At 35.9% G+C, this 25,467-nt stretch carries 23 protein-coding genes; 15 read left to right on the plus strand and 8 right to left on the minus strand.

Annotation, left to right across the window (positions count from 1 at the left end):
• Positions 1 to 315: an L-rhamnose mutarotase gene (locus AC6CHH_RS04320; RefSeq protein WP_498280096.1), complete on the plus strand. Its 315-nt coding sequence runs from the start codon at positions 1 to 3 to the stop codon at positions 313 to 315.
• A gap of 1 nt (position 316) precedes the next feature.
• Positions 317 to 1,399, plus strand: a complete 1,083-nt coding sequence (locus AC6CHH_RS04325; RefSeq protein WP_498280098.1) for a GntR family transcriptional regulator — start codon at positions 317 to 319, stop codon at positions 1,397 to 1,399.
• Between the two features lie 132 nt (positions 1,400 to 1,531).
• Here AC6CHH_RS04325 and AC6CHH_RS04330 read toward each other — a convergent pair whose 3' ends face one another.
• The gene (locus tag AC6CHH_RS04330) at positions 1,532 to 2,083 is read right to left on the minus strand and encodes a DUF4136 domain-containing protein (RefSeq protein WP_498280100.1); all 552 of its coding nucleotides are present in this window, start codon (positions 2,081 to 2,083) and stop codon (positions 1,532 to 1,534) included.
• A 41-nt stretch (positions 2,084 to 2,124) separates the two neighbouring features.
• Positions 2,125 to 3,774, minus strand: a complete 1,650-nt coding sequence (locus AC6CHH_RS04335; protein WP_498280102.1) for an NAD+ synthase — start codon at positions 3,772 to 3,774, stop codon at positions 2,125 to 2,127.
• A gap of 308 nt (positions 3,775 to 4,082) precedes the next feature.
• Here AC6CHH_RS04335 and AC6CHH_RS04340 point away from each other — a divergent pair, with 308 nt between their 5' ends.
• From AC6CHH_RS04340 to AC6CHH_RS04355, 4 genes are all read left to right on the plus strand, one after another.
• Positions 4,083 to 4,328 carry an Arm DNA-binding domain-containing protein gene (locus tag AC6CHH_RS04340; RefSeq protein ID WP_498280104.1) on the plus strand — a complete coding sequence of 82 codons (246 nt, stop codon included), beginning with the start codon at positions 4,083 to 4,085 and terminating at the stop codon, positions 4,326 to 4,328.
• A gap of 699 nt (positions 4,329 to 5,027) precedes the next feature.
• Complete coding sequence (locus AC6CHH_RS04345) at positions 5,028 to 5,399, plus strand: VOC family protein (RefSeq protein WP_498280106.1); 372 nt, start codon at positions 5,028 to 5,030, stop codon at positions 5,397 to 5,399.
• 12 nt (positions 5,400 to 5,411) lie between these two features.
• Positions 5,412 to 5,867 carry a DUF1801 domain-containing protein gene (locus AC6CHH_RS04350; protein ID WP_498280108.1) on the plus strand — a complete coding sequence of 152 codons (456 nt, stop codon included), beginning with the start codon at positions 5,412 to 5,414 and terminating at the stop codon, positions 5,865 to 5,867.
• A gap of 5 nt (positions 5,868 to 5,872) precedes the next feature.
• Entirely contained in the window at positions 5,873 to 6,316 is a 444-nt protein-coding gene (locus AC6CHH_RS04355; RefSeq protein ID WP_498280110.1) for an SRPBCC family protein, read from the plus strand.
• Between the two features lie 234 nt (positions 6,317 to 6,550).
• Here AC6CHH_RS04355 and AC6CHH_RS04360 read toward each other — a convergent pair whose 3' ends face one another.
• From AC6CHH_RS04360 to panC, 6 genes are all read right to left on the minus strand, one after another.
• Positions 6,551 to 7,174: an FKBP-type peptidyl-prolyl cis-trans isomerase gene (locus tag AC6CHH_RS04360; protein WP_498280112.1), complete on the minus strand. Its 624-nt coding sequence runs from the start codon at positions 7,172 to 7,174 to the stop codon at positions 6,551 to 6,553.
• Between the two features lie 75 nt (positions 7,175 to 7,249).
• On the minus strand, positions 7,250 to 7,723 hold the full coding sequence (locus AC6CHH_RS04365) for a thioredoxin family protein (RefSeq protein WP_498280114.1): 474 nt from the start codon (positions 7,721 to 7,723) through the stop codon (positions 7,250 to 7,252).
• The gene (locus AC6CHH_RS04370; protein WP_498280116.1) at positions 7,723 to 10,065 is read right to left on the minus strand and encodes a TonB-dependent receptor; all 2,343 of its coding nucleotides are present in this window, start codon (positions 10,063 to 10,065) and stop codon (positions 7,723 to 7,725) included. Before AC6CHH_RS04370 ends, AC6CHH_RS04365 begins: the two co-directional genes overlap by 1 nt.
• 107 nt (positions 10,066 to 10,172) lie before the next feature.
• A complete protein-coding gene (locus AC6CHH_RS04375) occupies positions 10,173 to 10,535 on the minus strand; it encodes a DUF8478 family putative metalloprotein (RefSeq protein WP_498280118.1) in 363 nt (120 codons plus the stop codon).
• Between the two features lie 57 nt (positions 10,536 to 10,592).
• Complete coding sequence (gene panD, locus AC6CHH_RS04380; RefSeq protein WP_498280120.1) at positions 10,593 to 10,940, minus strand: aspartate 1-decarboxylase; 348 nt, start codon at positions 10,938 to 10,940, stop codon at positions 10,593 to 10,595.
• Positions 10,941 to 10,987: 47 nt separating this feature from the next.
• The gene (gene panC / locus AC6CHH_RS04385; RefSeq protein WP_498280122.1) at positions 10,988 to 11,833 is read right to left on the minus strand and encodes a pantoate--beta-alanine ligase; all 846 of its coding nucleotides are present in this window, start codon (positions 11,831 to 11,833) and stop codon (positions 10,988 to 10,990) included.
• A 141-nt stretch (positions 11,834 to 11,974) separates the two neighbouring features.
• On the opposite strand from panC, the gene AC6CHH_RS04390 reads away from it, so the two are divergent.
• The 9 genes from AC6CHH_RS04390 to AC6CHH_RS04430 all read left to right on the plus strand — a co-directional run bounded on the left by AC6CHH_RS04390 (position 11,975) and on the right by AC6CHH_RS04430 (position 25,439).
• A complete protein-coding gene (locus tag AC6CHH_RS04390; protein WP_498280124.1) occupies positions 11,975 to 12,796 on the plus strand; it encodes a glycogen/starch synthase in 822 nt (273 codons plus the stop codon).
• Positions 12,797 to 13,012: 216 nt separating this feature from the next.
• Positions 13,013 to 13,495 (plus strand): 2-C-methyl-D-erythritol 2,4-cyclodiphosphate synthase, encoded by a 483-nt coding sequence (gene ispF, locus AC6CHH_RS04395; RefSeq protein ID WP_498280394.1) that lies wholly within the window; start codon positions 13,013 to 13,015, stop codon positions 13,493 to 13,495.
• 364 nt (positions 13,496 to 13,859) lie between these two features.
• Positions 13,860 to 16,121, plus strand: a complete 2,262-nt coding sequence (locus AC6CHH_RS04400; protein WP_498280126.1) for a penicillin-binding protein 1A — start codon at positions 13,860 to 13,862, stop codon at positions 16,119 to 16,121.
• Positions 16,122 to 16,190: 69 nt separating this feature from the next.
• Positions 16,191 to 18,002, plus strand: coding sequence for an excinuclease ABC subunit UvrC (uvrC, locus tag AC6CHH_RS04405; RefSeq protein WP_498280128.1), 1,812 nt, complete (start codon positions 16,191 to 16,193; stop codon positions 18,000 to 18,002).
• 439 nt (positions 18,003 to 18,441) lie between these two features.
• Positions 18,442 to 20,682, plus strand: coding sequence for a sensor histidine kinase (locus tag AC6CHH_RS04410; RefSeq protein WP_498280130.1), 2,241 nt, complete (start codon positions 18,442 to 18,444; stop codon positions 20,680 to 20,682).
• Positions 20,682 to 21,314, plus strand: coding sequence for a response regulator (locus AC6CHH_RS04415; protein ID WP_498280132.1), 633 nt, complete (start codon positions 20,682 to 20,684; stop codon positions 21,312 to 21,314). The genes AC6CHH_RS04410 and AC6CHH_RS04415 overlap by 1 nt, the downstream gene beginning before the upstream one ends.
• 155 nt (positions 21,315 to 21,469) lie before the next feature.
• Positions 21,470 to 22,153, plus strand: coding sequence for a hypothetical protein (locus tag AC6CHH_RS04420; protein ID WP_498280134.1), 684 nt, complete (start codon positions 21,470 to 21,472; stop codon positions 22,151 to 22,153).
• A 7-nt stretch (positions 22,154 to 22,160) separates the two neighbouring features.
• Positions 22,161 to 24,167, plus strand: a complete 2,007-nt coding sequence (locus tag AC6CHH_RS04425; RefSeq protein WP_498280136.1) for a hypothetical protein — start codon at positions 22,161 to 22,163, stop codon at positions 24,165 to 24,167.
• A 6-nt stretch (positions 24,168 to 24,173) separates the two neighbouring features.
• Positions 24,174 to 25,439, plus strand: coding sequence for a hypothetical protein (locus AC6CHH_RS04430; protein WP_498280138.1), 1,266 nt, complete (start codon positions 24,174 to 24,176; stop codon positions 25,437 to 25,439).
• Positions 25,440 to 25,467: the final 28 nt, after the last annotated feature.

Here is a 25,467-nt window from a genome sequence, read left to right on the forward strand (position 1 = left end):
ATGCAACAAATTGCATTTAAAATGAAACTTAAGAATGGATTTGAAAGTGAATATTTTCGGAGACATCAGGAAATATGGCCTAAACTATTAACACTTCTTGAAGAAAATGGCATTTATGACTATGCAATATTTCTTGATCCCAAAACACTGGACCTCTTTGCTATACAAAAAAGACACGATTATTTTAACGAGGATTCTTTAAAAGAAGATCCTATTATGAAGGAATGGTGGGCATATATGAAAGATTTGATGGAAACAAATTCAGATAATTCTCCTCTTTGTACTCCATTAAAACAAGTATTTTACTTACCTTAGGATGGAAAAGAGTATAAACCTATATCGAATCTCTGACCAGAACATGACAAGTAAGGTAAATGATTTTTTGAAAACTATTCAAATTAGTGATTTTTCGGCCACACCAAAATATCAACAATTAGCCAGTGCAATTATAGATGCTGTAAAACACGGTACCCTTGAAAAGGACGATATGTTGCCATCTATTAATGAACTGAGTGTTTATGTGGATATTTCTAGAGACACTGTTGAGAAGGCATATAAGTTTTTAAAGAATTCTGAGGTAATAGCTTCTATTCCTGGAAAAGGGTATTATGTAGCAACCATTGATGTAAAACAAAGGCAGAAGATTGCGCTGTTGCTCAATAAGCTAAGTGCTCATAAGAAGATAGTTTATGATTCATTTGCAGAGGAGTTAAAAGATGACGCTGCAATCGATCTTTTTGTTTACAATAGTGATATATCGTATCTGCGAACCTTATTAGGGAATTTCACGAAAACTTACGATTACTATGTGTTATTCCCTCATTTTAAAGAGGGGAGAGACCAAGCCTCCGAAGTAATCAATAAACTCATTCCGAAAGAAAAGCTCGTGTTGCTTGGTAAATTCATAGGTGACATAGCCGGAGATTTTGCTGCAGTTTACGAAAATTATGAAAAGGATATTTATGGCGCCTTGGAAGAGGCTTTGCCGGCGTTAAGTAAATATGACACTATAAAATTAATTTTCCCTGACAATAGTGATTATCCCAAAGCCATTATCAAAGGCTTCTACAAATTTGCTCAACAATACGCGTTTAACCATAGTTTAGTTAGCGAATTAGATAAAGAAAAGATATCCAATGGAACGTGTTATATAAATATTGCTGAGGACGATCTTGTTAAATTACTTGATATGATCATTAGTAAGAAACGGCAAATTGGCAAAGACGTAGGTGTTATCTCATACAATGAAACACCTTTGAAACAATTTATTTTGAATGGAATTACAACTATTTCCACTGACTTTGAAAAAATGGGGAAATTGGCTGCGGAACTTATTAAAAATAAATCCAAAGATCATGTTGAAGTCCCATTTTATTTGAAGCAACGTCCATCAATTTAGCCTGTTTTCAATTGGTCATAAAAAAAGAGTTTCCCCTTAACTATTTAAGGGGAAACTCTTTAATCTTATACTAAAAGTTTGAATCCTTCAGAATTAGAGTCTAAAAAAACATTTATTCTTCTATTGAGTCCTTTATTTTAATGGATATTCTTTAAAAATACCCTTTACCACTTCTGGTAATTTATTAATGGATTTTTCCGGCGAGTCAATTATTCCTGAACCTCTAGCTTGCCATATTACGGAATTTTTATTCCGGTCAAGTGCTTCAATGATCAGGTGGGAATAACGAACCTTTTCTTTCCCAATTGGAAATCCGGTACCAAAGCCCCAACCATATCCAAAAGGACGACCCCAACCCATGCCGTAATAACCTGAATTGCTATACACCATTCGGCTTTTATTATTAACGATAGCTACATATCGAAATAAAATATCAGGATTTTCTTTACTATATGTTAATCCTCGAGTTTCAATTTCTCGATTTGCAGTTGATAAGATATTATCTCTTGCTATATCGCTTGTAAAATAGTTTTTTGATTCAGAGTCCACTGGGGGCAACCAACCATAGGTTTTATATTGGGAAAAATCTAAACTCTGTACCCGAGTTGTATTGTATTTATACCCGCTACAAGATGCGAATAAAATCAGCACTCCTGTAATGAAAAAGGACCAAATAGTTTTCATAATTCTCGTTTTACTTTTTGACTAAAAATCTTTATGAAAGTTTAATCTCCAAATGAATGTTTCATTACCAACGGCATGACCCTTCCTGATCCAAATGCTTTGGAGCTCACTCTTAGGATAGGTGGGCCTTGAAAACGTTTAAACTCGGCATTGTTAAGAAGTTTGTTGATTCTCCTAACAACATCGTGTTGGAATCCTAAATTAAGAACTTCTTGAGTGGATTTTTCCTTTTCAATAAGTTGAAACAGTATAGAATCCAATAGATCATAATCAGGGAGTGAATCGGAATCTTTTTGGCCAGGCCTTAATTCCGCAGAAGGGGGTTTAACAATGCTATTTATCGGAATAATTACTTGCTCTTTATTGATATACTGGGCAAGTTGATACACCTGGGTTTTATAAATATCTCCAATGACAGCTAATGAACCTGCCATGTCTCCATATAGGGTACCATAACCTACGGCAGCTTCGCTTTTGTTTGATGTATTCAATAAAATATGACCAAATTTATTGGAAATAGCCATCAATAATGTTCCACGGCTCCGTGCTTGTATGTTTTCCTCTGTAGTATCTTTTGGTAAATTAGCAAATGTTTCTTCCAAGGAACTCTCGAACGCAGAAGCAATATCTTTAATTGGAATTATTCGATGATTACAACCTAGATTCGCTACTAAATCCAAGGCATCTTTAATAGAGTGATCGCTAGAATAAATCGATGGCATCAAAACACAAAGTACATTCTCAGCTCCTAATGCTTTAGATGCTAATGTCGCTACTAAGGCGGAATCTATCCCCCCTGACAACCCTATAACTGCTTTTTTAAATCCAGATTTACTGAAATAATCACTTAAACCAAGGATAAGAGCGTCATGTATTAAGGAAATTTCTGTGGGCTCTTTGTAATCTTTAGGTTGATCTTGGTTAGTTAACTCCTTGTCTTGAAAATACACATATTGCAAGTCTTCTTGGAATCCCTTTAATTCTTGAATAATTTCTCCGTTTCTATTAAAAGCAAGTGATCTACCATCAAAAATAATATCTGTTTGAGCTCCAATTTGATTCACATAGATCAAAGGAGCATCTCCCTTGCTTATGTTTTTTTGTAGAATTCTTTTTCTATTTTCAAAATGAGAGTAGGAGAATGGAGACGCGGCAATGTTGATGATCAGGTCAGGATTTTGACTAGCCAAATCAAGCATCAAATCCCCTACATATGAATTCAATCCGTCATCGTCCCATAAATCCTCGCAGATAGTTAAGGCAATAGTTTTGGATTTAAATTCAATACATTTAACTGTTTTATTTGGTTCGAAATATCGATATTCATCAAAGACATCATAATCTGGTAATAAACTCTTATTTGTAATATGGGTCACTACTGCGTTCTCGATCAATACCGCCGAATTATAGAGCGTTTTGCCCTCACCATCTTGATTGGCAGTTGGAGCTCCAATAATGCAAGCAATGTCTTTACAATGCGTGGCTATCTCATTGAGGCTTTCTTGACAACTTTTTAGAAATGCTGGATTTCGAAGCAAATCTTTAGCTGGGTACCCTCCAATAGCGAGTTCAGCAAAAACGATGAGATCTGCTCCGTTGCTTTTAGCTTGCGAGATTGCATGTATTATCTTTTGATTATTTAGTTCAAAATTTCCGATATGGTAGTTTAGTTGCGCTAAAGCAATTTTCATGTGTTAGACTTTTATGTAAAAAGATTAATAAACAGCAAAAATAAGCAAAACGATTAAAACCGTTACTATACAATGCTTTATAAAATAGTAGTCTTAGTTTGGAACTCGGTGTTTGATGGATTTTGGGCTTGAAAATACAAGGTCAGGTAACTAATTCATGGCCGATTAACAAAGGTAACCATATGGATTAACTGATTGTATTTCAGTATTTAATAACCATTTTATGGTCCCTATAACTCAAATGTTTAATTTTAAACATTTGAGTTATAGAACAGAAAAAAAAGTCCACGTTCAAACTACTTTTATATTTGAAAAAGAACGAACTGAAAAAGAATAGTTATGCTCCGATTATGGCACGTATTACCATTGAGGGAACAGCTAAAATTTTCGGAACAAAGTTAGAAATAAACGTCAATAATTGGGATTTAAAATATGGAAGAGTTGGAGGCAAAAGCGGACAAGCATTGGACATTGCCAAACTCAAATCACAGAAAGCATTTGAATTGTGTACCGCATTTGCTTTGGACGGTGCAGAAATCCTGAACCTTAATTAAATAGCCACCGGCTACTAGTTTAAATGGTGGTAACCTATCATAAACAGCAGCTATGGCAACCAATAAAGCAATGCTGAACCACGACAACGGTACAGTAATGCTCACAGTAGTATCGCTAAGCGGAAAATTGGGAGCGATACAGCGGATAAGAGCCGTAGATGGTTGTCCCAAAAGTATTCAAAACAAACTTTAAGAAGTTCCTTAAATCATTTTAACAATTACTGCAAACAAAACTATATGGAACAAGCAACATAAACAATGATTGATAACCTGTTCATAAACATGGATAAACCTTTGAAAAGTACGGGGAAATCATCAAATTCTTTAAAGAAAAACACGACTTCACTTACGGTTTTACCAATCTGGTGACTCATAAAGTAAGAAATTCAGATGGCGATTCTGCCTAAAAAACAGACGATTTAATTATTACTCAATATCAAGGCAAAGAACATTTCAAACCTATTTACGACAAACTTATTTTTGAAATTTCAACTTGAGAAGATATTGAAATTACCCATAATAACACTTATGTGAGTGTGCGAAGAAAAAAGCAATTTGACATGATTGACCGCTAGATAATAAAATGGCTAAAAAAGGCTTATGAAAACTCTAAATAATTTTTTCACTTTTATATATTTGTAAATAATGCTTTTACAAACATTTAAATGGGTTTTGAATTTAATAAAAATGAATACAACAATGAAATTAGGAGCATTTTCAATCAGTCTTGCAGTAAAAGACATTCATAAATCAAAAAGATTTTACGAAAATTTGGGGTTTTCAGACTTGGGTGGCGACATCAATCAAAAATGGCTCATAATGAAAAATGGAAACGCCATCATCGGATTATTTGAGGGGATGTTTGAAAACAACATTATCACCTTTAATCCAGGTTGGGACGAAAACGCACAAAATATTGAAGGATTTGATGACGTAAGAGCAATTCAAGAGCATTTAAAAAGATGTGGCATTGTATTATCAACAGAAGCGGACACAAACACCACTGGACCAGCTCACATTACTTTGACAGACCCGGACTTAAACAATATTTTAATAGATCAACATAGATAAATTGACTTATTTATGAAAACAGAAGGAAACACAGTAGAAGAAATATTATCAAAAGTTCCACCAGAACGAGCAGAAGCCTTCAACAAATTACATAACACTATTTTAAAAAATCTTCCAGAAGGTTTTGAACCTGCGATTAGTTATGGTGGATTGGGCTATGTAGTACCACATAGTATATATCCTGCGGGTTATCATTGCAAACCGTCCGAACCCCTACCTTTTGCCGGAGTTGCTTCGCAAAAAAACTCGATTAATTTCTATCATATGGGTATCTATTCTAACCTTGAGCTATTGGATTGGTTTGTGGTAGAATATCCTAAACACAGTAAGCAAAAATTGGATATGGGTAAATCCTGCATCCGATTTAAAAACATAGAAGAAATCCCGTTTACACTTATTGGCGAATTGATGACAAAAATTAGTGTAAAACAGTGGATTAAATTATATGAAAGTAAATTGAAAAAATAATAAAAATGCAAACTTTACAATTTAAAATACAGATTGATGCTACTGCCAATGAAGTGTGGGATAATCTGTGGGAACAAGAAAGTTATACAAAATGGACTCATAGTTTTTGTAAAGGCAGCTATTATAAAACCGATAGTTTTTCGCAGGGAAATAAAATACATCTACTTACACCACAGGGTGACGGAATGTACAGTATATTAAACCAAATCATAGTTCCACAAAAGTTAGTTTTTAGGCATATTGGTGAATTAAAAAATTTTGAAGAACAACCTATGGATGATGCTACAGAAAAATGGACTAACGCTCTGGAAAGTTACGAACTTACGCCGAACGAAAACGGGATAGAACTGATTGTTAAGGTTGATACGATAGATGAGTATATAAATTCTATGAATAAATCCTTCCCATTAGCTTTGCAGGAATTAAAAAAAATGATTGAAAAAAAATGACTTAGCAAAGTCAGAACTTTTCTATCTAAACAGATATGAATCGACAGATCAATTGAAATGAGATATTATAAAGTATATACGATAACACAATAACAAACGGATAAAAAAATTGAATTTAAATGGAATGAGCCCGACGGAATATCGGGCTCATTATTACAAATCTAATAACTAAATTTGTCCAAACTTTTGGGGACAGTCCATATGGAACACCCTTTTTAAAAAGTCTAACTATTATTAATTAGCTTCTTTAATATCGACAACCTCAATAGTGAAATCTAGTGGAGAGTTTGCAGGAATTTTTTCTCGTTTCGCATTGTCGTAGCAGTAAGGAGAAGGGGCTACAAATCTAATTTTGTGACCTTTTTTCAATCCATCAGGAATTAATCCTGTATGATATTCTTTTCCATTAAACATAACTGTTTTTGGGTAAAATGCGATAGTCCAGGCTGCAATAACACCTTGTTGATAAGAACTTCCAACGCGAATAAGCATATCAGTTGCTAAGGATGGCTCGTCAAATACCGTTCCGTCTAACAATTGTCCCTTGTATTTAACTTTTGCACTTGGGGTAACGAAAGAACCTTGAGGTGAAATTGAATATTCAAAATCGTCTTCTGTTCCTTCTTCAGGTGTTGCTAGAACCTCAAACCAAAAACCCGTTGAATCATCATATTGACGGTTTTCACCGAAGTTTTCCATTGCATATGCTTCTAATATTGGTTTTTGCGCTTTTAAAACAGAATCAATTCTTGCTTGGTTTTCTTCCCAAGAGTTATCTTCCACATATTCATTTTTCATACATGAACTAACGCTCAATAGGGCTACAATTGCAACTAAGAGTAATTTAAAGTTTTTCATAAAATTTTTAGTATCGTAAATAATGTAAGTGAATACGATAGGTTTATAGGTATCGCTACACTAATTGTTGTAAATTTATAAAATATTTAATATTTGCTTCCTACTTAAATAGTTAAATTTTCTACTCCTTATTGTGAAATCATCATTTAATAGTATTGTGACAGGGAAAACTAGGTTTTTTTGCATCCCCGTTAAAATTTTGGCTATCTGGTGATTTTTTCCTGTAGTTTTTCTTTTGACACTATTGGTGTAATGAATTCCATCAAAAAAAATCGTATCGACAGATTCTGCGTCAAATTTTACAGCATAATAAGTGGACGTTAGTCGTTCTGCAACTTTTTCATCTGAAAAGGTTTCAGCCAACATTTTTTTGCAGTAGCTACACCATTCAGTTTGGAAGAAAATTAAAACAGGTTTTGGATTGTTCGTTAATGAATCGTCCAACTGTTCAAATGTTAACCAATTTATTTGCGGTTCAGACTGCGCATTCGCTCTTAAGAATAGGGCGAGCACAAACACTGGCAAAAGATATATATACCGGAAATACATTAGTGAAAATGCCCAATTTTAACGCCAAAAGTGATTGTCCTAGGTTTTGACGGACCATAAATATATTTGGAGTCCCGAAGCGGGCCATGATCAAAATCTCTTTGGAATGCGTTGAACATATTTTGCACCCCACCAAAAACCTCCATGTTGAAATTCTCTTTCAAAGAGAAGGTATAACCAAGTCGCAAATTTAATTCTATAAAGTCCTTAGACGATTTTAACTGCATTTGATCTTTGGCGATTAAATGAGGGACAATCATACTGCCTGTATAAATACCTGTGAGGTCAAGGCTAAAAGACTCAACTGGTTTCCAATTGGCATTCATGTAACCATAGATGTTTGGCGTACGAACAAAGCGTTTTGAACTTATATTTTGAGATGGGTCTTCTCCCTCAAATAATAGCTGTTCATCTATAAACATGGACCTTTGAACGGTACCACCTGTCTGAAATGTGAAATTTGCTGATGGTGCCACATTTAATTCAATATTAGATCCGTAGACTTTAGCCCCGGTACCATTACGCATTTCCTCGATAATAAGATCATCTTGATTTGAGGTCATAATATTTGTAAATGGATTTTTTAAATCTGTGTAGAAGCCTTCTAATAGTAAACTGGTCTGAACCGATCCTATGTTTTGTGTAAAATTAAAAGAACCTGTATAGGCGTTCGAATATTCTGTCTTTAAATTTTCTCCAATCAAAACAAATACTTGCTGACCCGCTATAGAACTAACATGCATATCCTCATTGAATGCCTGGGGAGCCCTAAAGCCTTTGGCGTATCCCCCTCTAAATTGTAAATATTCGGTAATATCATAAAGTAAGGTAATCCGAGGGCTGAAGGTCCCAAAACTTTCAGAAGAATTGCGGTTGAATTCGCCTAACTTGTAATTTCCATCTACGTAAGTGTAGTCATATCGGGCACCTAACAATGATTTTAAATTTTCAATTATATGCCACTCATATTGAGCATAGGAACCTAAGGCATGGGTTTTTTGATCTATGGTTCTTTTATAACCAGGGATGTTGTCTTTGGTCCGATTACTATTAAATTCAATACCTGCGGTGATCACATCGCTATCGAACGTATACGTATATTGACTACCGGCAACCATGGCAAAATCATCCGTTAATCCATATGAATTAGCTGCCAAAACTGAGTCTTGATGAGTATTTCCAACTCCTAACCCCCCATAGAAACTTTCTCGATCTGTAAATTGAGCAGAAGTATACAGTGAAAGCTTATGCTTATAGTCTTTTGAATATTGATCAAATGTAATACCGCCAATTAGAGAGTTGGTTTGCAATTGTTCGGTGACCTTGGTGAAATGTGGTGCTAAGTCCAATTGATCACCGCCCCTGCGGAATTCATCAAGCACGCTTAGATCTAAGGTGATTTTGTTATATTCAGATGGTTTATAAAATACTTTTGTGCCAAAAGTAAGATTCTTTAATTTGGTCATTTCAGAAAACCCATCGTTGTTAGCATCATAAGCTTCACGATTACGATGCATTCCATAAAAGGTAACCCCGGCGAGTAAATCATGGTCTACATACGAGGTGTTAAAGTCTATACTATGATCCCATGCTTTTCCTTCTATTAGCGAATTTGTAGTCTTTATTTGCCAGTCATTTTCAACGGGATCTTTGGTAATTATATTAATTGTTCCAGCAATAGCATTTGCTCCGAATAGAGCTGATCCGCCACTTCTGACAACTTCTATTCGATCAATCATACTTGTGGGAATTTGGTCTAACCCATAAACACTGTTCAGAGCACTAAATACTGAACGACTATTGATTAGTATTTGCGAATAAGCACCTTCCATTCCATTCAGTCTAACTTGAGTAAATCCACAATTTTGACAGTTGTTTTCAACTCGGACACCTGGTTGATAATTTAAGGTTTCAGACATGGCAACTGATTGGGTTGCATTGAATAGTTTTGGACTCAGTACATTAACAATTACTGGAGCTTTTTTTCGTTCCATTCCGTATCTAGATGCACTGACTACAACTTCATTGAGGTTTAAATTGTCTGTTAGAAGCTGAATAATTAAAGGTTGGTTCTCTGAGTTCGTCAAGTGCTTTTTACTCGTTTGAAAACCTTGGGCACTAACAACCAATTTGTTTGCTGAATTCGAGGCGGCTTGGATCTCAAAATTTCCTAAACTATCAGAGGAAGTACCTATTTTTGTACCCTCTAATAAAATTGTCGCATTTGAAATCGGTTCTTGTTTATCATCCACAATTTTACCGGAAATCTGGCCATAAGCGAATTGGACCCCTGAGCACAGGGTTATTGTAATCAGGAAATTCCTGAAGTGTGAAAATATCATGAGTATTTAGCTATAAATATACTGTACAACATTGCCTAACGTACTAGTCTCGGCATTTGTAATCTAATCCAGAAAGTATGAGGTCTCTGGGGTTAATAAAAAATAAATTAAGCTAAATGGATAGGAGGGGCGCGACCACCAACAGTAAAAACGGCTTGTTTGATTTCGTTTTTTATGTCGTGGGCAAAATCTATATAAAAAAGGATTTGGTCAATCGGAGCAGAAAAGATAACGGAGTTCCAGTTAAGATAACTCCCTTGAAATACAACGTCGAGAAAACGGATTTCATCATCCGATTGATGTTTGTGGTGTTTTTTTTCGCCCAGATCATAAGGGTGAATATGCGTTACAACTTCCCCTTGAGCGGTGACTTCTTTGTGCATAAATATAACTCCGCTAGTGATTATTCCGCACATCCATACGAGTAGGAATTGGGCAATAATCAGGCGATATGAGCGATGCTTATGCATACGGTTATTAATTATTTTCTGACCGTTTAAGGTTGTGATTATTTAGGGGGTTTTTCACTATATTAATTTGTTATGTTCATCAGGAAAAACTAGTGCAGGAGAATAGCTTTTTGCTTCCTCACGCTCCATAAAAGCATAGGAGATGATAATAACAATATCACCAACCTGAACTAGACGAGCTGCAGCCCCATTCAAACAAATGGTCCCAGTTCCTCTTTCCCCAGGTATTACGTAAGTTTCCAAACGTGCACCATTGTTGTTATTAACAATTTGGACTCTTTCATTTGCTATGATGTCAGCAGCATCCATTAAGTCTTGGTCAATTGTTATACTTCCCACATAATTCAATTCAGCTTGTGTCACTCGAGCTCTATGAATTTTTGATTTCATTACTTCGATCATCATAATGCAAAGTTAATCTTTTGTATCAATACAGCGCTAATCTTTCTGTATTAGGTTAGTAATATATTGTCAATTAATCGTACTTTTTCCACCCAGGCCACAATTAATGCAACATACGATTCGTCGTTTTCAATAATCTGAGCTTGTTTTAATGTGCTTGTTTCGCAAATGCTTAGATATTCCAGTTCAACCGAGGGATTTGCTTGTATAATATCTTGGGCCTCTTGTAGAAGGATCTCGATAGGTTTTTCTGTAAAATGATTTTTTATGTACGTTAAAGTTTGAAAAATTGCAAGTGCATCTTCTCTACCTTTATCGGATAAACGCTCGTTTCTAGAGCTCAGTGCCAATCCCTTTTCATTTCTAACAATTGGACATATTACTAGTTCAATAGCCAAATTTTTGATTTTGATCATTTTTTCAATGACCATTACCTGTTGAAAATCTTTTTGCCCAAAACAAGCTTTATTAGGTTGCACCAAACGAAAAAGTTTGTAAACAATTTGTGTAACACCTTTAAAGTGTCCTGGTCTATGTTCGCCTTCCCAAATTTTGTCGAGATTTCCTAAATCAATGTGCCATGGGGTGTCACTTTCCGGGTACATTTCCTGAATTTCTGGCAGAAATAATATATCGCACCCAACAGATTCTAGTAATTCAATATCCCTTTGGATTGGTCGTGGGTAATTAGCTAAATCTTTTGGATCATTAAACTGGGTTGGATTGACGAAAATACTTGCTACAGTGATATCCGTATTTGGTTTGGCAAAGTTTATCAAGGAAAGATGGCCTTGATGTAAAGCACCCATGGTTGGAATGAGAGTAATGATTTTATCATTTTTGCGTAACTGATCTAGTTCTTGCTGTAGCGCTTTTTTACTATGAAATATTTTCACGATTGGTAGTTAAAATTAGGGCAAAAGTGACGAATTAATTTTAAATTATAAAATGCATGATTATTAATCAATTGATAAATTGATATATTATTACTATCTTTGTGGACCGATTTTACTATTCAATAAAAAAAACAGTTGGAGATGGCAAAAACGAAAATCTTGTTTGTAACCCATGAAATGTCGCCTTTCCTTGAATTAAGTAAAATTTCTGAAATAACACGCCAGTTGCCACATGCTATGCAAGAAAAAGGATTTGAAATTCGAATCCTTATGCCGCGTTTTGGTAACATAAATGAGCGCAGAAATCGTCTTCATGAAGTGATAAGGTTGTCGGGAATGAACATTGTGGTGGATAATAATGACAATCCACTAATTATTAAAGTTGCATCATTGCCGGCGGCAAGGATGCAGGTATACTTTTTGGACAATGAAGAATATTTCCATCGGAAAAAAGTTTTTCGGGATGAAAGTGGGAAATTTTTTGATGACAACAATGAACGATCCTTGTTCTTCTGTAAAGGAGCATTGGAAACAGTGAAAAAACTAGGATGGTCGCCTGATGTTGTACATTGTCACGGTTGGTTTACTGCTATGGTACCTGCGTATTTAAAGACAGTATACCAAAACGATCCTACCTTTAAGGATGCTAAAGTTTTTTATTCTCTATATAAAGAGGATTTTGACGCAGACTCTTTAGGAAGTAGGTATGCTGAGATGGCTGCTCAAACAGACATTGAGGCAGAAAAGTTAAAGGAATACGGCTCTGGTAGTTATGTAGACGTTTGCAAAGGAGCATTGTCTTTTACCGATGTGGTGGTTAAATTTGAAACGGAAACTGATCCTCAGATTAACGATTACATTCAGAAAAACAATATCCGTATCTTCGAACCTGCTTCTGATGTAGATTATGAAGCTTTTGGTGAATTATATGACGAATTTGTAAACGAAGAAGTATCTGTGTAAATCACAACATTAAGATATCAAAAAGGGGCTTTGGATAGATTCAAAGCCCCTTTTTGATGTCTATTTTTTATCAAGCGAAAGAGAGCTCGCGAGTGCATATAAATTTAGCGCTAGAGGTTAGGAATTTTATTTCTATTGAACCAAATTGCATCAACCTTTTTTTACGCATTTATTTCGTTTTAAACCTAAGGATTTACTCTGTATCTTCGTGATATGATGAAAATAAAAGTAGGTTTCGGATTCGATGTTCATCAAATGAAAACAGGACATCCGTTTGTAGTTGGTGGAGTAACTTTAGATCACCATTCAGGTGCTTTTGGACATTCAGATGCTGATGTTTTAGCTCATGCTATTTGTGATGCGATTCTGGGCGCTGCAAATATGGAAGATATTGGTTATCATTTTCCAAATACTGATGATAAATGGAAAGGTGCTAATAGTTTAGCATTATTGAGTCATTGCGTTAAATTAATTCAGCAAAAAGGATGGGAGCTTGGCAATATTGATGGAATGTTGTGTTTGGAAGCCCCTAAAATTAAACCTTATATCGCTCAAATGAAAGAGAATATTGCCCTTGCCGCTGGTATGTCTATTGAAGATATTTCGATTAAGGCAACAACTAATGAAACCATGGGGTTTATTGGAAGGGAAGAGGGGGTGGTTGCCTATGCCGTTTGTCTTATTCAAAAAATGAGGTAACAATCTGCTAAATTAACTATCAATGATCTTAGATAAGTTTAGAAGTCGGACAGCCTGAAAATAGAACACTCAGACGATCCTAGCGGACGAATTTTCTTCGTATTGTGCCCTCTCATAATCCGTATTTCAAATGATATAACACATACGCATGGTGAATATTGTACTTATTATTCAAATTTATATAGTTTGTTGGAGGGAAATTGTGTAGTTAAATTGGACTTCAGTTTCAACCTCGAATGAATTATATTGGAAAAATATGATACTTTTGTATCAGATTGAGAAAATTTGGCATGTTTAATGTATTTTATGCCAAAATAGGGCATTGTTCCAAAACGAGAATTTCATGGTTTCATTAAATTGACAAATGAAGAGAGAATCAAAAAATAATAAGCTTACAGAAGAGGATATAAAAAAATATTCCAGAAATATATGGAAGATTTTAATTGGGTTGGTGTTTTTAGGAGCAATTTTTTTGTTGAGTGTAAGAATCGGTGTTTTTGGTAAATTACCTACGTTCAAAGATCTTGAAAATCCAAAAAGTAACCTCGCTACCGAGATTATCACAGACGACAATCATGTATTAGGTACTTATTATGTTCATAACCGGTCTAATGTTAAATACAGCCAACTCTCACCTTTTTTGGTTCATGCATTGGTCTCAACAGAAGATAAACGGTTTTATGAGCACTCAGGTATTGATTACTCAAGAACAATTACAACCGTACTATTAACACTTTCAGGAAATAAACAAGGCGGAAGTACTATTACTCAGCAATTAGCTTTAAATCTATTTGGGGAACAACGTGCAAGGAATTCGTTGAAGCGTATCATGCAAAAGTTTCAGGAATGGTTAACTGCAGTGCGATTGGAACGGAATTATACCAAGGAAGAAATTGTTATGATGTATTTCAATACAGTTGACTTTGGGGCATATAATACATTTGGGATTAAATCCGCAGCACGTACCTATTTTAATACGACACCTGACAAATTGAACCCGGCACAGGCGGCTCTTTTGGTTGGTATGTTAAAAGGACCTGGTGCATATTCCCCTGTACGCTACCCTGAAAATGCACTCAGACGGCGTAACTTGGTTCTTCAAAATATGAGGAATCAAAATTTTATTTCGAGCGAGGAATTTGAAAAATATAAGGAGGAACCATTAGGTCTAAAATTGACCATTTCCAATTATGGAGAAGGTTTGGCTCCCTATTTTAGAGCGGAACTGAAAGATGTGATCAAAAAAGAATTTCAACGTTTAGCCATTACCAAACCAGATGGAACCCCATACGATTTGGATAGAGATGGGTTAAAGGTCTACACGCCAATCAATTATAAGATGCAAAAATATGCAGAAGATGCTCAGGCGGAGTGGATGAAACGTTTACAACAAGAATTCGATAAACAATGGAAAAGCAGGAACGCTTTCAGTGGCAAAAACGCAAATTTGCTAAAAACGGGTATGAGGCGTTCAGACCGTTATCGTATTTTAAAAGCTGACGGAATGTCCGAGGCTGAAATTGTAAAGGAATTTGATAAAAAGGTTCAAATGTCATTGTTTACTTGGAAAGGTGTTGTTGATACAACAATGACCCCAATGGATTCCATTAAGTTTACGAAACTGTTTTTGCGGAATGCAATGATGTCTATGGAACCTAAAACAGGCTATATTCGAGCTTGGGTTGGTGGTATTGATTTTGAGCACTTTAAATATGATCAAGTTCGATTGGGTACCCGGCAGGTAGGTTCGACAGCGAAACCATTTGTGTATGCTTATGCAATTGATAATGGGTATGGGCCGTGTGTTTCAATTCCTAATCATAGACGACGATATGGTGATTGGGACCCCAAAGGTACTGTTCAGGGAGGAGACCCGGTTACTTTGAAAAATGCGATTAAGTATTCTCAAAACTATGCAACGGCTTATCTTATTTCGGAAGTCGGGGCGGCAAATGTCGCGGATTTAACCAAACGCATGGGGGTGACCTCGAATATTCCTAGCAATTTATCCATTGCTTTAGGATCGTATGACGCCTCGCTTTTTGATATGGTGGGCGCTTATTCTGCTTTTGTAAATCAAGGGACATGGGTTGAACCAACCATGATATTACGCGTAGAAGATAAGAATGGGACTTCTATTTATGATAAAGCACCAAAAGTTCTAAAAGCTTTAAATAGTGAAACAGCTTATGCAATGGTCGAAATGCTAAAGGGAGTTGTCGATGGGGGTACTGCATCGAGATTGAGATGGGATCCTAATTTTGGCGGGCTGAAAAACCCTATTGGAGGAAAAACAGGAACCACAAATGATAATTCAGATGCTTGGTTCATTGGTATTACACCTGAACTGGTAACCGGAGTATGGACTGGAGCAGAAGATCGTGGTATTAGCTTTAGTAGCATGCGTTATGGTCAAGGAGCAGCAGCAGCAATGCCGGTATTTGGCTTGTTTATGAAAAAAGTATATGCGGATAAAGATTTAAATTATTCTCAGGAAGATTTTCCGATGCCTGAAGGTGGAATTACACGATTTGAGATGGATTGTGCTAATTTTTCTCAATTCTATGGCAATGATCCGAATAAACAAGAACCCGAATTAATTGAAGATGAACGGTTAGGTTTTTAAATCTATCTTTTATACATTTAGACCAGACCTATATTATTATTTTTGGTCTGGTTTTTTTTATGAGTAAAAATGGAATTTGACTTTAAATTGGAACTTACAAAAATCCCGCATAAACCAGGTGTTTATCAATATTTTGATAAAGAAGACACGCTTATTTATGTAGGAAAAGCAAAAAACCTAAGAAATAGGGTGGGGTCTTATTTTGTCAATGAACAACAACTCAATAGTAAGACTAGAGTCTTAGTTCGCAAAATCCATAGAATTGCATTTACGATTGTAGATACCGAAATTGATGCATGGTTGTTAGAAAACAACCTTATCAAAAAGCATCAGCCCAGATACAATGTCATGCTAAAGGATGATAAAACTTATCCTTGGATTGTTATTAAGAATGAACCTTTTCCAAGGGTGTTCTGGACGAGAAAACACATCAAGGACGGTTCGAAATATTATGGCCCATACGCATCTGTCGGTATGATGCATGTGGTTTTGGATATGATTAGAGAATTATTTCCATTGCGAACATGCAGCCTCAATCTCTCTGCTGAGAATATCGCTTCAGGTAAATACAAAGTGTGTTTGGAATACCAAATAGGGAATTGTAAAGGTCCTTGTCAGGGCTATCAATCGGTAGAGGATTATGACCAGAATCTATCTGATATTAAAGATATCTTGAATGGTAAGATTTCTGTTGTCACCAATCGTTTAAAAAATCAGATGCAACAAGCAGTTCAGGATATGAACTTTGAGAGTGCGCATCTTCTTAAGTTGAAGCTAGACAAGCTTGATAATTATCAGAGTAAATCTACCATTGTTAATTCTTCGATTACCAATGTGGATGTTTTCAGTATTGCCTCCGAAGATAACTATGCGTTTGTTAACTACTTAAAAGTGGTTAATGGAGTAATCATCCAAACACAGACTGTGGAAATGAAGAAAAGATTAGACGAAACTGATGCCGAATTACTTAGTTTGTCTATTCCTGAAATTCGATCAAGATTTCAAAGTCACTCTAGAGAAATTGTTGTTCCTTTTGATCTGGATCTGGAAGGGAATGAACATATTCGATTTGTCGTGCCTAAATCGGGGGAAAAACGTAAGTTATTAGACCTTTCTTTGAAAAATGTTGCTTATTTTAAGAAAGAGAGGTTAACCCATTATGAGAAATTAAACCCTGATCTCAAAACTGAACGAATTCTCAAACAAATGCAAAAGGACTTACGATTACCCGTTCTGCCTAAACATATTGAATGTTTTGACAATTCAAATATCCAAGGGAATTTTCCAGTTTCTGCAATCGTTGTTTTTAAAGATGCTAAACCTTCCAAAAAGGATTATAGGCATTTTAACGTTAAAACAGTAGAAGGGCCAAATGATTTTGCGACGATGGAGGAGGCTGTTTTGAGGCGTTACAAACGACTTTTAGAAGAGAATGAGCCGTTGCCACAACTAATTATCATTGATGGCGGAAAGGGACAATTAGGTGCTGCCTTAAAAAGTTTAAAGTTTTTGGGGATTGAAAAAGAGTTAACTGTTATTGGGATAGCAAAACGCTTGGAAGAGTTGTATTATCCTGGTGATCAATATCCTTTGTATTTAGATAAAAGATCTGAGACATTAAAAATTATACAACACTTGCGGGATGAAGCTCACCGTTTTGGCATTACTTTCCATAGAAACCAGCGAAGTCGAAAAACATTTGTATCGGAATTGGACAATATTCCAGGTTTTGGAAAGACAACAGTAGAAAAAGTCTTAAAAGAATTTAAATCTGTTAAACGCGTTAAACAGGCAACTGAAGAGGAACTAAAAAAGGTACTTAATTTGAAACAAATAAAAGCGCTTCAAACTTTTTTTTCTGAAAAGCCAACAAATCCTTAGTCGCGTATGCAACAGCGTAGAACAAGAAGTTCCAGAGGATAAATCTACCTCTTATAGGTGTAGATTATCCTGTGAAAACTACCCAATACGGACTGTTTTTAAAAGTCATTCGAGTGCACCATATGAGATTAGTTCACAGCCATAGTTTGTGAAGATAAAAATTGCGAAATCTAATGCTATCACTGCTAAAGGAACCCCAAGCCTTCAATGTTTAAGGCACTTTAAGCGATCGTATCTGATTAGATAGCAATTTAAATGATAATAATTCCGAAAATTAACTTCAAAAAAGAATAACTTCGCAGATCAATTTTAGTTCCAAATCAATTCCCTTGCTCGTTCACGCCAAAAGGAGATTTAATTTGAACTTTTAGAAAAATAATTCCTTCTATGTCGTTTTACTTTAACATATGGACTGTTGGATTTTAGAACAAACGCGAGGATGAGCATAAGACCCATTAAACAAATTCTTTATTGTGCATTTTTTAGTCTATTCTTTTCGTCTTTAGTAAAAAGCGCTTCAGGGCAAGAGGTGTTAGACAACCTTAGATCACATTACGAAGGTATTGAGTCCTCCAATCCGTCTCGGTTCTCAATCGCTAATAAGTATATTGCGGCATTATATTTTCACCAACAGGAGGATAAAGCTTCTCAGATACTAGAAGAAAATTTGCAACTTGCTATTAGCCAGTCTGATGGGAAATACGCCGCCAATTTATATGCAATAGCTGCGATGAATGATAAGTTGTCGGACCTCCATGAACAATCAGCCAATAATTTAAGAAAAGCGCAACAATATGCCGCTAAATCGAAAGACTTCGAAATTAAGGGATATGTTTATTATTGTGAGGGATGGATTTTAACACGCAGTAACTGGGAAGGTGAGGCGATAAGAAGCTTTATCAATGCGATCAATTATTTCGAGAAAGCATCCCCCTCGTCCAGTTTAAATACGCGTAAATCGTCTCTCTACAAAGAGTTGGGATCAATCTACGCCAACTGGCAAGAATATCAATTGCAAGAAAAATATAGTTTACTGGCTTTAGACCTAGCTGTAAAACAAAATGATCCGATCGCAATATTTGATGCCTACATGCTAATGGGGTATATGTACGAGCAGCAATACTTGGGGAAACAGTCCGATCGGAAGATTCGTGATAAAGCGGAAAAATACTACCTACAGGCTATAGAAACCTACGAGAAAAATAAATCTGATATTCCCTTTCCTTCTAATCTTTCATTTGTTGCTAATAATTTAGCACATCTATATTTTAACTACTTTCCCGATAGTTACCAAAAGAAAGTTTTGTATTATGCAGAATTAACCAAAATCCAAGCAATACAAACCGAACAGTATACTCACTTAGCCTCGGCATATGGGATCATGGCAGAAATTGCGCTTAAAAACAAGGACATTAAAGGTGCTAAAGACTATTTGTTAAATGCACTAATGGAAGTTTCAAGAAGCACAGTAACCGATCAAAATATAGTTCTAAACATTTACCAGGGTCTCTCTGAGATCACGGAAAAACAGGGTAATCTCGATGAGGCACTTAGGTACCATAAAGCATATATGGAGACGTTTAAGACCATATATAATCAAGATCAACTCGAGTTAGGAAAAAGGCTAGAGGCACAATTTGAGAAAGAACGCCAAACCCAGCAACTTGTTACCATGCAACTTGAGGGTGATAAAAAGGAACAACAAATCAGCCTCATGCACGCTCGTAGCATCCAACAACAACAAGAACTTGAAAACCTGCAACTGCATGAAGAAAATCAAAGAAAGCAGCTTGCACTCTCAGAATTAGAATCAGAAAAGCGGTCTCAGGAACTCAAACTATCTAGATTGGAAACCGAAAGTCGAACACAAGATATAGAAAACTACAAGAACGAAATTTCTTTTAAGGAGAAAATAAGCAACTATTATATTAGTTTGATCTCTGTTTTTGTTCTCCTAGTATTGCTTCTTTTTTATGCCTATAAGCAACGTACTAAACACCTAAGACAGAATAAAGAATTGTATAATGTAACTTTAGATCAAGAAAGACAAAAAGCGAAAATATCGACCCTTACTGCCATGTTAGAGGGGCAAGAGATAGAACGGGAGCGAATGGCCCGTGATCTTCACGATGGGTTAGGGGGCTTACTTTCTAGTACAAAAATCAGTTTGTCCTCACTCATTGATCCGGATGAACATGACCTGCGCAAGCCAATAGCACAGCTTGATACAGCGGTAGAGGAACTGCGTAAAGTAGCACACAATTTAATGCCTGATTTATTGTATAAATATGGCTTATATGAGGCTCTACAGGATTACGCCATTCGTATGTCCAATAGACAGCTTGAGATAGACGTTCAATTCTTACATTATAAAAATGGGTTAGAAAAAAAAAGACAACTCTTGGTTTATCGCATTATCCAGGAACTCGTCAATAACGCAGTAAAGCATGCCGCCTCCAGTCAGATTATTATCCAGCTTGTTGAGGAGGCAGAAAACTATGTTATTACTATTGAGGATGATGGTGTAGGATTTGACGTACTTGCCGTTAAAGGTAACCATTCGGCAGGCTTGATTAACATTCAAACGCGTGTTGATTTTCTAAAGGGAACGTTCTATTTACAATCAGAGAAACACGTTGGGACAAGTGTAGAAATATCGTTCCCTAAGACGACCACATAATGATAAAGATTGCAATTACCGATGACCATCCTCTTTTACTTGAGGGGCTTAAAAACATACTTGAAAAAGAAGATTCTTTCGAGATTGTAGGCCATTATAGGAATGCTGCAACGATGCAGGCAGCACTTTTAGACCTGCCTGTTGATGTGCTGCTTCTGGACATAAACCTTCCTGATGCCAACAGCATTGAACTCATAAATCCGTTAAAAGCGAGATATCCTAAGATGGAAATTATGATGATAAGTGTACACAATGAATATGCGGTAATCAACAGCGCGTTGCAAGAAGGAGCACGTGGATACATTCAAAAAAATACCTCTGTGGAAGAAATTACCACAGGTATCCATGAGGTTGTCCGAGGAAATCAATTTCTATGTTCGCAAACCCAAAGCATTGTTGGAAAAAAAGTGAGAGATGGTTTGGTTCGTATTCCAAAATTAACTCGCCGAGAAAAAGAGATCTTATTGGTCGCTTCCACGGGGTTAACTACACCACAAATTGCAGAAAAGTTATTTATAAGCCCGCATACCGTAGAAAGCCACCGCAAAAACCTTATTGAAAAGTTTGGCACTAAAAGTTTAGGCACTGCCATTAAGTTAGCCATTGAATACGGTTTGATTCTATCTAAATAAGAAAAGAAACAAAACCACTGCTTTCAGGGATATTGTCAACACTCTTTTTATGTATTTTTGTGTAATAAATTTCTAGTACACTTTTCAAACGGTAGAAGTGACTAAGTTTTGAATGTATTGCCGATTTATTAACGAAATTGATAAAAAATCACAAGATGAAAATTAATAGACTATTTATTCAGGTAGTTTTGCTGATTTGTAGCTGTTGCTTGCTTACAGGATGTTTTGACTTTGTTGAGGACATTACTTTAAAAAGTAACGGTTCGGGTACGATTAAGGCAACCCTGAATCTTAGTAAAAGCACTACGAAAGTTGCTTCCCTAATGAAATTAAAAAGTGTAAACGGTATCAAAATTCCAACAAAGGCTGAAATACAAGCGGAAACTCAAGACATGATTCGTATTTTAAAAAACACTGAGGGAATTCACCAGGTCCAATACAGTTTAGATTTCGATAATTACATTGCGAGTGTTTCCTGTAGCTTCTCTTCGATAAATGCACTGAATGCTTTCAGTAAGGCCCTTGGAAGGCACTTCAAAAGCACACTGGGTAATAACAACAGCTACCATTATAATGTCAAAACGGGGACATTCTCAAGATCATATATATATTCACACGCTATGGGTAAAGAATATGCTAAGATATCCAAAAGCGATAGGAAATATTTTGAGCAGGCTTTTTACACCCAAATCATCCGATTTGATAAAGTCATAAAATCTCAAAACCATGCTAAGGCTAAGCTATCCAGTAATGCAAAGGCTGTATTCTTGAAACAAAAAGCAACTGATCTCATTGAAGGAAAAGCTTCACTTGCAAACACCATCACTTTAAATAATTAATAATAACATGAACATAAAAATTTTAGCTCTTCTAGCGAGTTCTGCACTCACTAGCATGGTCGTGAATGCACAGGAGTTGACCCGTAAAATACCAGCAGCCGCACAATTCGTGGTTTCTATTAACAATAGAGCGATCGTGGAAAATAGTTCAATGGAGCTCTTAAATGAAACGCTCATAAAGCTAGGGGTATTTCAGCGTATTACAGACGAGGTAAATTACGATCCTGGAAGCCTTATGGAATCTGATTTCGACCTGAATAGACAAGCATATATATATCGTGCCAGTTCCGATAGCTTGTATTATCAGGGTATTTTAATTCCTCTAAAGGCAGATAAACAGTTGAATAAAAATATGTTTTCCAGTTATCAAGAGCTGCCTGAAACCAACGGTTACCAGAGAAGAGTTTCCACTGATGGCAAAATTCACGCTGCTTGGAATCAAGAATCGTTACTTGTCTTAACAGGTGACTTTCAAAGCGATTATTTTAAGAATGCAGAGGTAGCAGAACGCTATGGCATCGAATTAGACGATACAATAAGCACCTTTGAGGAGGACGATTATTTGGATTCTGAAGATTCTGGTGATTTGGCTGATTCCCAGGATGTTTCTTGGTCAGAAACCGAATTTGAAACCGATGAATTAACGCTTGAAATCGATTCCGCATTTGATTTGGAAGCGGCTGAGGAAGCCGCAGAAATTCTTCTCAATGATTCGCTAGAAAATGAAGAAGGCTACCTAGAAACCGAGAATGAAGCTGATTCGTCTGATCTTTGGGATGTGCAGCTTGATGCCTCCACATTAGCATATCAAGCTCGTGAAGCTAAAAATGACTCAATTAAAAACCTATTGTTTACAAGTTGGTTATCCCGTGATTTTATCAATTATCTAGAGCCTACCGACAATTTAGCTAAAAACAAATCGGTTAAATTGACGGATAATAAACACATACTGCGCGTTTGGATTCCGAATCTGGATGATCTGTATAATGACGCCCTACCTTACGATTTAATATCTGCGGTCTCTGGGGCTAATTTCGAAAATATAAAATTTGGGTACAAGGACGCCACATTGGATCTGATCCAAGAGAAAAACAATATTAAAATACAAGGGAATATCAGTCTTGACAAGGAAATTGCACAAATTTTCGATAAAATTTATGCAAAGAAAATGAATAAAAAATTCAAAAATTATCTTCCTGAAAATCATCTTGCATACGCATCGATCAATATCAGCACGGAAGGGTATCTGAAACAATTGCCAGGATTACTCTCACGTTGGTATGCTCCTTTGTTGGGAGAAAATGGAGATTTTTTGAAATTAGCTGGAACTGCGATAGAGATTGGCTTAGATGAAAAGGCTATAGGAAACATAAAACGAGGCGATGACGTTTTCTTTCTAAATGATTTGCGAAAGGTTAAGAAAGAATATATTGCTTATGAATATGACCAGGATTATGAATACCAGGAAGTTACCAAAACAAAAGATGAATACGTTCCAAGCTTCCTATGGATGTTCACCTCGAAAGATCAGCGTTTATTCAAAAATATTCTTGATTTAGGGATGGATAAACAACAAATTACCCTGAACGATAAAGGTATTTATACAATCCTAACACCAAACAATATGGATCCCGTCTACATTTATTTCAAAAAGGATATGGTATTTGTTGGCAGTGACGCAGAACAAATTACAGCAATCCAAGAAAACCGTTTTAAAACAAGCAGAAACGCGAAAATAAGGAAAGATATATTTTCTAATTCGGCGAATTTGATTGTACACGCTGCAGAAATTCCTAAGGTTGTCAGTCAGTTAGAAATTCCAATGACAGCATCTTGGGAGGAAATACTGCAAGACCTTTCAACTTACGGAGATCTTCAGTTGAAGTCCAATATGAAAGGAAAAAACAAGATCTTTGGTGAGGTATCGTTGGAATTGCCAAAAACAGATAAAAATGCACTACAGTACATATTCAAACGTATACTTAAAAATGTGGGTGAAACCATAGAAAATTAACTGTAGATGAAAAAAACTGCAATCATTATTTGTGTATTTCTGCTTTTAATTATAGGTTCGATTTGGACAGTATACATTGTTCGAAAAAACAAAATCGATCAACAATTTGTAAGTAAATCAAGCACGAGCATTTTATCAATTGCAGTTGATGACTTAATACTCGATAATCTACTAAATCTCCTTTCTAGATCCAGTAATTCTCTAGGGCTAGAAAAGGGTAATGGTCGAATGAAAAATTTTATATTCGATGCCGGAATTACCGTTCCGGCTCGACTATATTTATTCAGTATCGATCCGGATATGCGACAATTTTATGGCATTTTGCCCCTAGATAGTTTCGATGAATGTTTTTCATTTTTTGCGAATCATTATCCAGAACAAATCAATTTCATTGACAAGCAAAAATCCATCGTCAGTATCACGCTTAACAATCAACTTAAGGTTATATTTAATCGTGAATACCTAATCTATCAAATAGGATTGGATGAGAAGAAGAATTTCGAAAAATTACAAAATTTATTACTGGACCACAATGCTTGGTCACGCGTTGGTGAGCTTCTAGGGTTTGGAAACTTGGTGAATCGCAAACATTTCTTCTATATCCAAAGAGACAGTGCATTATATGTCGAAGCTACTGTGAAAAAACATAAAACCATGGTTAGTGGTACCTGGCGACTAAAACAAGATTTGCAGGATAAACCCATGGTACGTGATCTCGATACGACAGAACAAACCTTAATGCTTTGGAGTGTACTGCCATTGCAAGAAACACCTCTGCTGGGTTATTTAATGCAGAAATATACAGGACTTACGGTATCCCATCTAGCTAAAAGTTACGGTAATTATTTTGACCTTCAAATAAAAAGCAATTCTATTGTTCAACGAGATTCATCAATCACTTATGCATACGATGATGATTTCAACCAGATAGAAGAGTTACAGGTACAAGAGAACATGGTGCCGAGTATTGAACATGCTTGGAAGTACAATAGTACTTTACAACTCTCTCTACCGGATAAAATGTTCTATAGATTTTACAAACAACATATCGGTGATTATCTATTAAATACAACTTTTGAAACTATCACCAAGCCTGCCCCTAATAAAGAAACGTTGTATCCATTTTATTGCTCTGTCGATTTTCAGGCCTGGCCAAGTCAATGGAGTACTTCTATATTTAGGAAACTTAAAGAGGAGCGAATTAAAGCAAGGATTATCACCCAACAAGTAGACAAGCGTATCCTTTCCATAAAAGGAGAAATCCACTACTAATACCTGCCTTTTAACCGTCATTATAGAC

This window comes from Sphingobacterium sp. GQ94, from assembly GCF_059758715.1.